General features: G+C 65.4%; 12 protein-coding genes and 1 pseudogene. All 13 read left to right on the top strand.

Going from position 1 to position 13,792, the window contains the following annotated elements:
* Nucleotides 1-16 precede the first annotated feature (16 nt).
* The 13 genes and pseudogenes from JAO73_RS08590 to JAO73_RS08535 all read left to right on the top strand — a co-directional run bounded on the left by JAO73_RS08590 (nucleotide 17) and on the right by JAO73_RS08535 (nucleotide 13,704).
* A complete protein-coding gene (locus tag JAO73_RS08590) occupies nucleotides 17-799 on the top strand; it encodes an aquaporin (protein WP_198976660.1) in 783 nt (260 codons plus the stop codon).
* A gap of 184 nt (nucleotides 800-983) precedes the next feature.
* Complete coding sequence (locus JAO73_RS08585) at nucleotides 984-1,829, top strand: SDR family oxidoreductase (RefSeq protein WP_410504989.1); 846 nt, start codon at nucleotides 984-986, stop codon at nucleotides 1,827-1,829.
* An 82-nt stretch (nucleotides 1,830-1,911) separates the two neighbouring features.
* Nucleotides 1,912-2,319: pseudogene (locus tag JAO73_RS23485) on the top strand (MFS transporter); the annotation flags it as partial.
* A gap of 70 nt (nucleotides 2,320-2,389) precedes the next feature.
* Nucleotides 2,390-3,325, top strand: a complete 936-nt coding sequence (locus JAO73_RS08580; RefSeq protein ID WP_233168928.1) for an MFS transporter — start codon at nucleotides 2,390-2,392, stop codon at nucleotides 3,323-3,325.
* A 36-nt stretch (nucleotides 3,326-3,361) separates the two neighbouring features.
* Entirely contained in the window at nucleotides 3,362-3,511 is a 150-nt protein-coding gene (locus JAO73_RS08575) for an MFS transporter small subunit (protein WP_198976658.1), read from the top strand.
* 71 nt (nucleotides 3,512-3,582) lie between these two features.
* Complete coding sequence (locus tag JAO73_RS08570; RefSeq protein WP_198976657.1) at nucleotides 3,583-5,103, top strand: M20/M25/M40 family metallo-hydrolase; 1,521 nt, start codon at nucleotides 3,583-3,585, stop codon at nucleotides 5,101-5,103.
* A gap of 144 nt (nucleotides 5,104-5,247) precedes the next feature.
* Entirely contained in the window at nucleotides 5,248-5,856 is a 609-nt protein-coding gene (locus JAO73_RS08565) for a gluconate 2-dehydrogenase subunit 3 family protein (protein WP_198976656.1), read from the top strand.
* Between the two features lie 99 nt (nucleotides 5,857-5,955).
* A complete protein-coding gene (locus tag JAO73_RS08560; RefSeq protein ID WP_198976655.1) occupies nucleotides 5,956-7,647 on the top strand; it encodes a GMC family oxidoreductase in 1,692 nt (563 codons plus the stop codon).
* Between the two features lie 95 nt (nucleotides 7,648-7,742).
* On the top strand, nucleotides 7,743-9,077 hold the full coding sequence (locus tag JAO73_RS08555; RefSeq protein ID WP_198976654.1) for a family 1 glycosylhydrolase: 1,335 nt from the start codon (nucleotides 7,743-7,745) through the stop codon (nucleotides 9,075-9,077).
* 67 nt (nucleotides 9,078-9,144) lie between these two features.
* Nucleotides 9,145-9,705 (top strand): hypothetical protein, encoded by a 561-nt coding sequence (locus tag JAO73_RS08550; protein ID WP_198976653.1) that lies wholly within the window; start codon nucleotides 9,145-9,147, stop codon nucleotides 9,703-9,705.
* A 44-nt stretch (nucleotides 9,706-9,749) separates the two neighbouring features.
* Complete coding sequence (locus JAO73_RS08545; RefSeq protein ID WP_198976652.1) at nucleotides 9,750-10,040, top strand: hypothetical protein; 291 nt, start codon at nucleotides 9,750-9,752, stop codon at nucleotides 10,038-10,040.
* Nucleotides 10,041-10,238: 198 nt separating this feature from the next.
* Nucleotides 10,239-10,793, top strand: coding sequence for a hypothetical protein (locus JAO73_RS08540; RefSeq protein ID WP_198976651.1), 555 nt, complete (start codon nucleotides 10,239-10,241; stop codon nucleotides 10,791-10,793).
* 334 nt (nucleotides 10,794-11,127) lie between these two features.
* Nucleotides 11,128-13,704, top strand: coding sequence for a DUF5686 and carboxypeptidase-like regulatory domain-containing protein (locus tag JAO73_RS08535; protein WP_198976650.1), 2,577 nt, complete (start codon nucleotides 11,128-11,130; stop codon nucleotides 13,702-13,704).
* The last annotated feature ends 88 nt before the right edge of the window (nucleotides 13,705-13,792 follow it).

Here is a 13,792-nt window from a genome sequence, read left to right as displayed (position 1 = left end):
TCCTTCTTCTTTCCATATGGCTTTTGCCGCCCGCATGACGCAGGCCCTGCGCCGGCACTGGCGCCATTACTTGGTCGAGGCCGGCGGCATCATGGCCTTTCTGGCGGTATCGAGCACGGCGGCCGTGCTGTTTCACCACCCCGATTCGGCGGTGGCGCGGGCGCTGGGGCCGCACGAGTGGGTGCAGCGCGTGGGCGTGGGCTTGGTGGTGGGCGGCCTGATTGCGGCCCTGGCCTACTCGCCCTGGGGCAAACGCTCGGGAGCCCATTTCAACCCGGCCGTGACCCTGGGCTTCTGGCAGCTGGGCCACATTCGCACCGCCGATGCGCTGTGGTACGGGCTGGCGCAGGTGGCGGGCGCGCTGGCCGCGGGCTTTGGCATGCGCTGGCTGCTGGCACCGTGGCTGGGGCACCACCTCATTCACCACAACACTACCGAGCCCTTGGACGCGCCCCACGGCTGGGCCCTGGCGCTGGGGGCCGAAATGCTGATTTCGGCCGTGCTGATGCTGGGGCTGCTGTGGGCCCTGCACTCGCCCACGCGCAAAAAATGGGCGGGGGCATTGGCCGGAGGGCTGTTGGCCGTGTTCATCGTGGTCGAGTCGCCGCTGTCGGGCATGAGCCTGAACCCGGCCCGCACCGTGGGCGCGGCGGCCGCGGCGGGCCGTGGGCCGGGGCTGTGGCTCTACGTGGCGGGCCCGCTGCTGGCTATGTGGGCCACGGCCGAAGCCTTCGGGCGCTGGCGCCAGGGCCGGGCCGTGGCCGAGTGCCCGCCCGTGTACCCCGACCCCACCGCCTAGCCTTCCGGGCCCGGGCGGCGGCCGGGGTAGCCATTTGCCGGGTTTACGCGTAAGCTGCACAGTCCATTTCTTTCAGCTTATGCCCACCAAAAAACCCGCACCGGCCAAGCAGGCCGCCAAAAAAGCCCCTGCGGCCGCTAAGAAAGCCCCCGCCACGCCTGAGCGCCGCCCCACTGCCAAAGACATGAAAGCCGGCGCCCAGAAGCTGCCTTACCCGGCCAAGCAGGCCGACATGCGCCTGCAGCCCGACTCGGACCTGGCCAACTACCGCGCCGCCGGCAAGCTGCAGGACAAGATTGCCCTCATCACCGGGGCCGATTCGGGCATCGGCCGGGCCGTGGCCCTTGCTTTCGCCAAAGAAGGCGCCCACGTGGCCGTGGTGTTCAACGAAAACGTGGAGGACGCCGAAGAAACCCGCCGGCTGGTGGAGCGCGAAAAGCGCAAGTGCCTGCTGCTGCAGCTCGACGTGCGCGACTCGGAGCAGTGCAAACAGGCCGTGCGCCGCACCCTGGCCGAGCTGGGCGGCCTGAACATTCTGGTAAATAACGCCGCCTTCCAGAACAGCCAGGAGAAGTTTGAGGAGATTCCGGAAGAGCAAGTCCGCCGCACCTTCGACACCAACATTCTCGGCTACATCTGGATGGCGCAGGCGGCCATTCCGCACCTGCAAGCCGGCGACTGCATCATCAACACAGGCAGCATCGTGGGCATCACGGGCATTCCGATTCTGGTGGATTATGCCTGTTCCAAGGCCGGCATTCACGCGCTCACGAAGTCGCTGGCGTTGTATTTGGGCGAGAAGAATATTCGGGTGAACTGTGTGGTGCCGGGCCCGGTCTGGACGCCCAACATCCCGGCTACCATGCCGCGCGAGGAAATCGAGAAGTTTGGCCACGAAGTGGCGCTCAAGCGCCCCGGCCAGCCCGAGGAGCTGGCCCCCGCCTACGTGCTGCTGGCCTCGCAGGACGGCTCATTCATGACCGGCAGCCTCGTGCACGTCACCGGCGGCAAGCTCAGCAGCGACGAATAGCCGGAGTTGGCCGGGCGTTGGGCTCTTCTGCCACGCCTGGTCAACTGAATTCTCCGTTACCCATCTCCTAACCCGCCTCTTCATGGCCGAAACTTCTTCCTCGCTGCTCGACCGCAGCCGCACCGTGGCGGGCCCTGGCTACAACCGCTGGCTGGTGCCACCGGCGGCGCTGGCCATTCACTTGGCCATTGGGCAGGCCTACGCCTTTAGCGTGTTCAAGAAGCCGCTGGGGGCGCTGCTCAGCGGCGACGTAGACCACCCCGCCGCCGGCGACTGGACGGCGGGCCAGATTGGCTGGATTTTCTCCATTGCCATTGTGCTACTGGGCTTGTCGGCGGCCATTTTTGGCAAGTGGCTGGAACGCGTGGGGCCGCGCAAGGCCATGCTGGCGGCGGCGCTGTGCTTTGGGGGCGGCTTTCTGCTGGCGGCGCTGGGCGTGCGGCTGCACAGCCTGGCGCTGGTGTATTTCGGCTACGGCGTGGTGGGCGGCATCGGGCTGGGCATCGGCTACATTTCGCCGGTGAGCACGCTCATCAAGTGGTTTCCCGCCCCCAAAGCCCATGATGGCCACGGGCATGGCCATCATGGGCTTTGGGGGCGGCGCCATGATAGGCTCGCCGCTGGCCGTGGCCCTGATGGCGCGTTTCAACGACGTGGCGCCGCAGGGCGTGGCGCCCACGTTCATTGCCATGGGCCTCCTCTACTTCCTGTTCATGCAGTTTGGGGTGTGGACCATTCGGGTGCCGGCCGACGACTGGGCGCCCGCCGGCTACGTGCCCAACCAGGAGCACAGCGCCCTCATCACCGACCGGAACGTGTCGGCCGACAACGCCCTCAGAACGCCGCAGTTCTGGCTGCTGTGGGTGGTGCTGCTCTGCAACGTGACGGCCGGCATCGGGGTGCTCGAAACCGCCTCGCCGCTCATTCAGGAAACATTTTCGGACAAGGTCCTCGGGGCTGGGCGTGGCGTGACGGTGGCCGCAGCGGCCGGGTTTGTGGGCCTGCTCAGCTTGTTCAACCTGCTGGGCCGCTTCTTCTGGTCGTCGGCGTCGGACAAGCTGGGCCGCAAGGTCACGTACGCCCTCTATTTCGGGCTGGGCATGGTGCTGTATGCGCTGGTGCCAACGCTGGGCCACAATGCGCAACTCACGCTGTTTGTGGTAGTGGCTTGCCTGATTATTAGCATGTACGGCGGCGGGTTTGCCACCATTCCGGCCTACCTGTCCGACTTGTTTGGCAAGTACCAGGTGGGGGCCATTCACGGGCGCCTGCTCACGGCCTGGAGCACGGCTGGCGTGCTGGGCCCGCTCATTGTGAACTGGTTGTCGGAAGGCCGCAAGGCCGAGGGGCTGAAAGGGGCCGCCGCCTACCAGCCCGTGTTTTATACCATGGCCGGCCTGCTGGTGGTGGGCCTGCTGGCCAATTTCGCCGTAACGGCCGTGAACGAGAAATACGCCGAGCAAGGCCCCGTCACGCCGGAAGCTGGCGGGCACTGAGTTGCTTTTCATCTTCCGCCTTTGCTTATCACTGTCATGAATTCACACACAGATTCTTCTCCTCCATCTGCCCCGGCCGAAGCCAGCGTGGGCGGCTCGGTGGTGCTGGCTTGGCTGTTTGTGGGCGTGCCACTGGCCTGGGGCGTCTTTCAGACGTTTATCAAAGCCCTCGCGCTCTTCCGCTAAGTCGTTTCGGCCGGGCATAGCATGGCCGAAACGGCCGCTTTTCCAGTTGCGAAAGCCAGTAACTTACCGGCATGAAAAAGCTTTGCGCGCTGGCCCTAGTGGCACTTCTCGGCGCTACTACGGCCACCACCCCGCTGCAGCAAGTGCGGCGCTTCCGGCAGGCCAACGAGCGGGCGCTGCTCACGGAGTTTGAGCAACTGGTGGCTATTCCCAACGTGGCGGCCGACACGGCCAACCTGCGGCGCACGGCCGTGTTTGTGCAGGGCATGATGCAGCAGCGCGGCATCCGGAGCCAGCTGCTGGCGGCGCCCACGCCGGGCGTGCCGCCGGTGGTGTTTGGCGAGGTGAAGACGCCCGGCGCCACCCGCACCGTCATTTTCTACGCCCACTACGACGGGCAGCCCGTGAACCCCGCGCAGTGGCGCGAGGGCCTGAGCCCGTTCACGCCCGTGCTGGCCACCGGGCCGCTCGACCGCGACGGCCGCCTGGCCTCGCTCCCCGCCGGCCAACCCCTCGACCCCAACTGGCGCCTCTACGCCCGCAGTGCCTCCGACGACAAGGCCGGCATCATGGCCATTCTGGCCGGCTACCAGGCCCTGGTGACCAGCAAGCTCAAGCCCACCGCCAACCTTAAGTTCTTTTTTGAAGGCGAAGAAGAGCGGGGCTCGCCGCACTTGGCCGAGCTGCTGGCGCGGCACAAGGCCCTGCTGGCGTCGGACGTGTGGGTGATTTGCGACGGGCCGGTGCACCAGTCGGGCCGCAAGCAGGTGGTGTTTGGCGCGCGGGGCGACGTGAACCTGGGCCTGACCGTGTACGGCCCGCGCCGCCCCCTGCACAGCGGCCACTACGGCAACTGGGCGCCCAACCCCGCCCTGGCCCTGGCCCGCCTGCTGGCCTCGATGCAGGACAGCACCGGGCGGGTGCGCGTGGCCGGCTTCTACGACGACGTGACCCCGCTCACCCTGGCCGAGAAAGCCGCCCTGGCCCGCGTGCCCAACCTGGACGAAACCATCCGGCAGGAGTTGGGCTTTGCCCGGCCCTACGGCACGGGCCAGGCGCTGGTGGAACTGCTCAACCAGCCTTCGCTCAACATCAACGGCATGCAGAGCGCCAACGTGGGCGCGCAGGCCGCCAACGTCATCCCGACCACGGCAGCGGCCATGCTCGACCTGCGCCTGGTGCCCGGCAACGACGTGCAGCGCCAGGTGCAGAAAGTCATTCGCCACATCGAGCGGCAGGGCTACCACGTCATCAGCGCCGAGCCCACGGCGGCCGAGCGGGCCCAGTACCCGCTTCTGGCCCGCGTGCAGCCCCAGCCCGGCTACAACGCCCAGCGCACCCGCCTCGACCTGCCCATTGCCCGGCAGGTGGTGGCCGCCGTGCAAGCCACCACCCCCGACCGCGTGGTGGAGCTGCCCACCATGGGCGGCAGCCTGCCGCTCTACGTGTTTGAGCAGGAGCTGCAGGCCCACACCATCACGGTGCCCGTGGCCAACTACGACAACAACCAGCACGCCGAAAACGAGAACATCCGCCTCGGCAACCTCTGGGACGGCATCGAAACCATGGCCGCCATTATGCTGCTGAAGTAGCGCCGCCACTGCGGCCCAGCGGTGGCAGGCCAGACTTTTTGCGCGCGAAGTGCCGGGGCTTTCACCCGCGAAGAAGATTTTGCTCGTAAGGGAATATTAGCTGAGCCGTCTGAGGCGGCGTTGCCATCAGCTACAGCCTTTACTATGCCCGTCCCCACGTACCCGAGCGGCACCGTGCGCGCCCTGCTCGGCACCGAACACGTTTCCGAAGCCACCCGCGCCGCCCTGCAGGAGCGCCTCGACGCTCCCGCTGCTTACGCGCCGCAGTTACTCAGCACCGAGTCTTTTGCTTTGCTCGAAGCCGTGGCCGCCCGCCTCTTCCCGCAGCCCGACCGCCCCGAAGCCCCCATTGCCCTGGCCCCGGCCGTGGACCAGCGCCTGGCCGAAGGCCGCGCCGACGGCTGGCGCTACGACGTGCTGCCGCCCGACCGCGAAGCCCTGCGCCTGGGCCTGGGCGGCATTCAGGAAATAGCACAGAGCCTGTTTCAGGTCGATTTCCTGGCGCTGGCGGCTGAGCAGCAGGACGCGGTGCTGCAGGCCTTGGCCGACGGCCGCCCGCCCGGCGCCACTTGGCAAACGCTGCACGCCGGCCGCTTCTTCGAGGAGCTGCTGGCCGAGCTCACGGAGTATTACTACGCCCACCCGCTGGCCCAGGAGGAAATCGGCTACGTGGGCATGGCCGACCTGCCGGCCTGGACGCGCATCGGCCTCAACGAAAAAGAAGACCGGGAGGTGAACCCAATGGGTGAATGAGCGAATGGCCGAATGGGTGACTGACTTTCGGGTCGTTTGCTCACTCGCCCGGCCGCTTATTCATCCATTCACCTATTCACTCATTCACCCATTGCAAAAATGCCCGACGAAGAAGTTCTCGAAGAAGGCCTCCTCAACCCCGTGAAGCCCGAAGTGCAGGACCCGCTGCTGCGCACGCTGCTGGCCGACGAGCCCGCCGCCCCGGCCGCCGCCGACATTCCGCAGGAACAGCCGCAAGCCATTCCGGCCGAGGCCGACGAAGTAGACTGCGTGGTGATTGGCCTGGGCGCGGGTGGGGCGCCGCTGCTGGCCCGCCTGGCCATGGCCGGCTTGAAGGTGGTGGCGCTGGAAGCCGGCCCCTGGCACAACCCCGAGAAAGATTTTGCCACCGACGAGCACGCCCAGAACTTTCTGTTTTGGAACGACGAGCGGCTGAGCGCGGGGCACGACCCGCTGGCCATGGGCAAAAACAATTCGGGCACCGGCGTGGGCGGCTCCACGCTGCACTACACCGCCTACACGCCCCGCCCCCTGCCCGATGACCTGCACCTGAAGCGCGACTTTGGCCAGGGCGAGGACTGGCCTGTGGGCTACGAGGAGCTGGCGCCCTACTACGAGGAGTTGGAGCAGTTTCTGGGCATTTCGGGGCCCACGCCCTACCCCTGGGGACCGGCCCGGCGCAAGGGCTACCCGCTGGCCCCGCTGCCGCTCAATGGCGCCGCCCAGCTCATGGTGGGCGGGGCCGAGAAGCTGGGCATTCGCACCTCGCCGGCGGCCAATGCGGCGCTGTCGGCGCGCTATTACCAGGAAGGCATTGGCTGGCGCGAAGCCTGCACCAACCGCGGCTTTTGCCAGGCCGGCTGCTCCAACGGCGCCAAGGCCAGCATGGACGTCACGTTTATTCCGCTGGCGGTGAAGCACGGGGCCGACATTCGCCCCAACAGCTTCGTGACCGAGGTTGAGCGCGACGCCCAGGGCCGCATCACGGGCGTGGTGTATACCCAGAACGGGGCGCAGCAGCGCCAGCGCTGCCGTCACTTGTTCCTCTGCGCCGGCTCGGTGGAAACGCCGCGCCTGCTGCTGCTGAACGAGCTGGCCCTGACCAGCGGGCAGGTGGGCAAAAACCTGATGGCCCACCCCGGGCTGCAGGTGTTTGGCACGTTTGAAGAAGCCGTGCGGCCGTACAAGGGCATTCCGGGCGCTTTAATTTCTCAGGACACCCACCGGCCGGCCGACGCCGACTTTGCGGGTGGCTACCTGCTGCAAAGCATTGGCATCATGCCCGTCACGTTTGCGGGGCAGGTGACGCGGGGGCGCAAGCTCTGGGGCCAGCCGCTGCGCGACTACATGAAGAACTACAACCACGTGGCCGGCATCAACATCCTGGGCGACTGCCTGCCCCACGCCGACAACTTCCTGGAGCTGGCCGAGGAGAAAGACGCCCGCGGCCTGCCCAAGCCCCGCCTGCATTTCACGGCCAAGGAAAACGAGCAGCGCATGAATGCCCACGCCGAGAAAATCATGCGCGGCATCTGGGAAGCGGCCGGCGCTACGGATATCTGGGCGTTTCAGCGTTACGCGCACGTCATCGGCACGGCCCGCATGGGCCTGAGCGGCGACGACGCGGTGGTGGACGCCAACGGCCGCGCCTTCGACGTGCCCAACCTCTACATCGCCGACAATTCCACCTTCCCCAGCGCCCTGAGCGTGAACCCCGCCCTCACCATCATGGCCCTGAGCCTGCGCACAGCCGACAAGTTTCTGGAGCAACAGCAGCGGCGCGACGCATGATTTTAGTTGTCAGTTGCTCGTTGTCGGTTGTTAGTATCTGACAGCTGCTTGAAAGAGCCAACAACTGACAACGAGCAACTGACAACTATCCCCAAATGAAAGCCTTCCTCACCCACATCAAGGAGAAATACGGCGACGGCAACTACGCCGGCGACGAGTTTGGCGGCGCCCGCGGGCATGACGGCCGCGGCCTGCCCACCGGCCTGCCCAACAACTTCATGTTTGCCACCGGCATCGAATGCTCCAACCCCACCATCGACCACGGCCGCACCCGGCGCGACCTGCTGGCAGAGTGCGGCCACTACGAGCGGTGGCGCGAAGACCTGGCCTTGGTGAAGGACTTGGGCCTGAAAGTGCTGCGCTACGGCCTGCCCTACCACAAAACCCACCTGGGGCCGGGCCAGTACGACTGGGAATTTGCCGACCAGGTGATGGCCGAGATGCAGCGCCTGGAAATCACGCCCATTCTGGATTTGCTGCACTTCGGCGTGCCCGACTGGCTGGGCAATTTCCAGAACCCCGAGCTGCCGGTGCACTTTGCCGAGTACGCAGGGGCCGTGGCCCGGCGCTACCCCTGGGTGCGCTACTACACGCCCATCAACGAAATTTACGTGACGGCCCGCATGAGCGCCAAGGACGGCCTCTGGAACGAGCAACTGAAATCTGACCGCGGCTTTGTGACGGCCATGAAGCACTTGGTGGCGGCCAGCATCATGGCCACCCAGCAGATTGCCGTGCACCGCCCCGACTGCATCATCGTGCAAAGCGAGTCGGCCGAATACATCCACGAACTGCGCGCCAACCCCTCGCCCGAGGTAACGCTGGAAAACAAGTTGCGCTTCGTGTCGCTGGACCTGCTCTACGCCCACCACCCCGACGGCGACGTGCTCAACTACCTCTTCGACCACGGCCTGACCCGCCGCGAGTACGACTGGTTCATGGCCGGCGAGCCGCCCGGCTACCAGATTATGGGCAACGACTACTACGGCCGCAACGAGCGCATCATCCTGCCCGACGGCGAGGTGTGCACCAGCATGGACGTGCTGGGCTGGTACAACATCACGCTGGAATACTACCGCCGCTACCGCAAGCCCGTGATGCACACCGAAACCAACGTGCTGGAAGCCCACAACGCCCCCACCTGGCTCTGGAAGCAGTGGGTGAACATCCTGCGCATGCGCGACGAGGGCGTGCCCGTGCTCGGCTTCACCTGGTACTCGCTCATCGACCAGCTGGACTGGGACATCGGCCTGGCCCGCAAAGTGGGCAAGGTGAACCCCTGCGGCCTGTTCGACCTCGACCGCAAGCCCCGCCCCGTGGCCGAGTGCTACAAGATGCTGCTGCAGGAATACGGCCAAATCACCATCGTGCCCCACGGCGAACTGTTTGAGGTAACCAAAGCCCCGGCCACGCTGAAGGTGGAGGTATAAGGCTGGGCCAGTGCCTCGTGGCTGCATTTTCATTCCGCGCTCACCCGCTCGGTTCTTCTTCGGCTATATGAATCGCCCGCGGCCCCAAAACCAGTGGCACCAGTTGCTTTGGCAGCACGGCTTGCTGCTGGTGCTGGGCCTGGCCCTGTACCTGGTTGACAAATACGAAGGCCTGACGCCCGGCGCCATCACCGGCGTGCTGCTGCTGGCCGCGGCAGGCAAAACCGGCTATTTCCTGCTGCACAACTTCCGGGCCCTGGCCGCGCTTCGCCAAGCCTTCCGGCAGTTTGTGCTGCTGGTGTCGCTGAATCTGTTTATGATTTCCCTGTCATTCGCGCTCGATTTTTACTGCCTCCACCGCGTGAACAGCAACGCCTTTGCCGGCCTGCGCGCAGGCAGCGAGCTGGATGTTTTTGGCCAGCTTTTTTATTTCAGCGTGGGCACGCTCATCAGCAACACCGAAGGCAGCGCCACGCCCGCGGTGGGCGCCGCCCAGGCCCTGCTGCTGTTGGAAAAAATAGCCGGCTTCGTGTCCACGGTTTTCGTTATTTCAAACGCGGCCAACTTCCTGCGGCCCAGGCCCCGCCGCAAGCAAGCGCCCCTGCCCGAAAACCCGGCCCAGCCCTGATGCCTTCTGCTGCCCATCATACGCCCCCTTGCCTGCTACTGCGCGTGGCCGCAGCCTGGCCCTTGCCGGGTTTGGGCCTGCTGGTATTGCCCCAGGGCCCTGCGCCCACGCTGGCGCCATACGCCCTGCACACCGCCCTCGCGGTGGAAGCGCGGCTGCCCGACGGCGCGCGCCACGCCGCCGTGGCCACCGTGGAGGAAATGACGCGGCCCGACACGCCCGGCGCCTCCACCCGCGGGCTGCTGCTTGATGTCGGGGCGGCCACCTTACCCGCGGGCACGGAAATCTGGTTAACCGATGCCGCCGGTCCAGACGTGGCGTTGTCGCTTGGCTAATTCGGCCCGGCTGCCGTTGGCAGACGGGCTAACCCGCCCGTCGACTTTTTGCCCCACTTGCTCGACAGCCGTTGGAAACGCTGAAATGGCCCAATAGCTTGGCCCAGGGCTTGAATATCCGATGATGCCCCCGACCGGGGCTCGTTGGGGCCATTCGCTCCCACGCTATTCCATTTCCATCTTTTCCGTTCCCACCTCATGTTCAAAACCTGTCTATTGCTGGCTTGCGCGGCGTTGCTCACCTTGCTCACGCCCACCCTCAACGCTTCGGCCCAGTGCCGCGACCCCTGGATTGCTCAAGCTTATAAACAAGCCGCCAACCGTGCCCCCGTGGGCCAGGGCGAAGCCTGCGAGTGCAACATCCACCTCTACAACAACGGCAGCTGGGGCAACTATAACGAGCTGCTCGGCTACGTGCGGCAATTCCTGGCCAGCGGCACGCGCTTGGCGTATGCTCCGCTCAGCGGTGGCAACTTTGCCGTGGGCGTGCTGCGCGGCAACCAAGTGGCCGCCATTTCGGTGCTGAACTCCGGCGGCAACGTGGTGGCCGCGGGCGGCGGCAACGTGGTAGCCGCCGGTGGGGGCAACGTGGTGGCGGCTGGCGGCGGCAACATGGTGGCCGCGGGCGGCGGCAACATCACGGGCCTCAGCACCAGCACGCCGGGCTTCGCGTTTGGCTCGAGCCGCAGCTTGCTCTCGGCCGGCGAACAGCGCATGCCCACCAGCGGCGCCGGCGCCATCGTCATCCGCTAGGCCCGGCCGGCTCAATCGCCGACGGCTTTCTCGTCCAAATCAAAAAGCCCGTGCCCGCGCACGGGCTTTTTTTGAGTCCGGCCTGCGGTGCAAACGTTGTAGCTCGCCCGTCAATCGCCAATTGGCAGAAAGTGAAGCGGACAGCTGCCTTAAGCGGGCTTTTTTAACGGCTCCGTTGACGTTGGCCGGGCCAGGACAACTGTTGGTCCGTCAGGTTTAATTGTTGGCCCGAAATTTTCATACTTTCGGCCTGGAACTAGTTGGGAGCCGCGCACGCTTTGCGTAAATTGCGGGACTGCAACAGTTCCTGGCATTTGGCTCCTTACTACTCAGTATGAAATTTCTTGCTCCGTTGCTCCTGGCACTCCTGTTGGGGTTGCCAGCCGCAGCCCAGCGTATTGTAATCAGCGGCCAGGTAGTGGAGGCTACGAACGGTGAGCCGGTGCCGTTTGCCTCCATTTTCGTTCCCAAAACCAGCGCAGGCGTCACCGCCGACGCCGACGGCAAGTTTCGGCTGGCCGTGACGGGCTCGCCCGACTCCATTGCGGCTTCGGCCATGGGCTTTGCCACCCAGCGCCGCAAGCTCAGCGACGCCCCCACCCAAACCATCCTGTTCCGGATGAAAACCGGCGGCGTAGCGCTGGCCGAAGTGGTGGTGTCGTCGCGCCAGCCCGAAAACCCGGCTTTCCGCATCCTGCGCGAAGTGCAGAAACACAAGCCCGAAAACGAGCGCTCGGCCCTGCAGGCGGCCGAGTACGACTCCTACAACCGCATCGAAACCAGCCTGATTGACCTGCCCGCCGCGCTGGCCAAGCGCAAGGTTATCAAGGACATTCGGGCGCTGGCCGTGCGCCAGGGCGCCGCCGCGGCCGCCGACGGCGATGCCCCGCTCCCGGTTTTTGCCTCAGAAGTAGGCTCGCGGGTGTACCAGCGCAACGCCCCGCTGCGCCGCCGCGAAGACCTGCTGCACAAGCAAATGCGCGGCGCCGGCCCGCGCGAAGGCTCGGTGCTGTCGCAGATGCTGGGCTCAAACTTTCAGAATTTCGACTTCTACCCCAACTGGCAAAACGTGCTGGGCAAGGACTTCATCTCGCCCATTGCCGAAGGCGGCCGCCTCACCTATGACTACGAGCTGCAGGACTCCGTGTTTGTGGGCAAGGACTGGTGCTACAAGATAGCCGTGACGCCCAAGCGCAGCCACGACCTGGCTTTCAAAGGCACCATCTGGATTACGCAGGAAGGCTACGCGCTGCGCCGCATCGACGTGGTGGCCAGCCCCGAGGCCAACATCAACTTTGTGAGCGACCTGCGCATCTACCAAGACCTCACCTCGCCTGGCGACGGCCCGGGCCTGCCCATTCGCACCAAGCTGGTCATCAGCGTGCGGCCCTACGAAAAGCAGGCCGCCATGCTGGTGCGCTTCACCACGGTGAGCAGCAACTTTGTGCGCAACAAGCTCCACACCGAGCCGGGCTTCTACGACCAGCCCATCGTGTCGTCGCTCATGGAGCCGGCTGAGCAGGGCGACGGCGGCCTCCTGTCGAGCCAGCCGCCGGCCGGCGCCCGCGGCTACTTCGACGAGCACCGCCCCGACACGCTCAGCCTCTCGGAGCGCCAGACGTTTGCCGTGCTCGACTCGGCCAAGCAACTGCCGTCGGTGCGCAACGTGCTCGACTGGGTCGACCTGCTGGTGAACGGCTACAAGCGCGTGGGCCGCTGGGACATTGGCCCCATCCTCACCTCCTACGCTCACAACGACTACGAAGGCAGCCGCATCCGGCTGGGCTTCCGCACCACGCCCAGCATCAGCCGCGACTGGGTGACGCAGGGCTACGTGGCCTACGGCACGCGCGATACCCGCATCAAGTACGGCATTCGGACCTACTACATTGCCGAGCGCCGGCACTGGACGCTGCTCACCGGCGAATTCAAGCACGACGTGGAGCAGGTGGCCTTGCTGGACAATGATTTTACCTCCTCCGACAACTTGTTTGCGGCGGCCTCCCGCTGGGGCCGCTTCATCCAGGGCCGCCCCATCCTGCGCGACTTGTACTCGCTGAGCGTGCAGCGCGACTTGTTCCACGGCTTCACCCAAACCCTGACCGTGCGCCACCAAGACATCACGCCGCTACACGATTTTGCCTATTATTCCACGCCCGACCGCGGCCCTACGGCGCCCATCGGCCACGACCTGACGCTGTCGGAGGCGGTGCTGGAATCGCGCTACGCCCCCGACGAAAACCTGGTGCAGAGCGAGAACCGCCGCCGGGCCGTGGGCCTCAAGCGTTGGCCGGTGTTCACGTTCCGCTACACGTTCGGTTACCGCAATCTGTTTGAGAAAAACACTCCGCCGCCCTACCAGAAATTCAACCTGCTCATCACGCACAGCGCCTCGGTGGGCCAGTTGGGCCGGCTAAACTACCGCGTGGAAGGCAGCTATATTCCGGATGCTGTGCCCTACCTCATTCTCAAAACCCCGTTGGGCAACCAAACGCCGTTCTACAACGCCAACTCGTTTAATCTGATGAATTACTTCGAGTTCGTGACCGACCACTCGGTGTCGCTGCGGCTCGACCACCACTTTGAAGGGTTGCTCCTCAACGGCATTCCCGGCATTCGGTCGCTCAACTGGCGCCTGGTGGGCACGGCCAACCTGCTCTACGGCACCCTCTCGGCTGCCAATACCACCCAGCCCCGCCGCGACATGAGCGGCCACGAACTGGCCCCCATCCCCACCCTCGACAAGCAGCCCTATGTGGAAGTGGGCTATGGCATTGAGAACATTTTCAAGTTTGTGCGGGTCGATTTCATTCATCGCCTTACCTACCGCGACCAGCCCGTGCGCGACACGCCCCTCACGCCCAAGCACCAGAACTTCGGCATCAAAGTGGGTGCCCAGTTCCGCCTGTAAGGCGTTGCCCCACTTGGTTCGGGAAGCCCACCGGTTCAAAGCCGGTGGGCTTTTTGTATTTTAGACGCCTCATGCAACAACCAGACAT

Source organism: Hymenobacter miniatus, assembly GCF_016427455.1.
GTDB lineage: Bacteria > Bacteroidota > Bacteroidia > Cytophagales > Hymenobacteraceae > Hymenobacter > Hymenobacter armeniacus.
The sequence above is the reverse complement of the archived record's forward strand: the minus strand, read 5'-3'. Positions and strand labels throughout refer to the sequence as shown.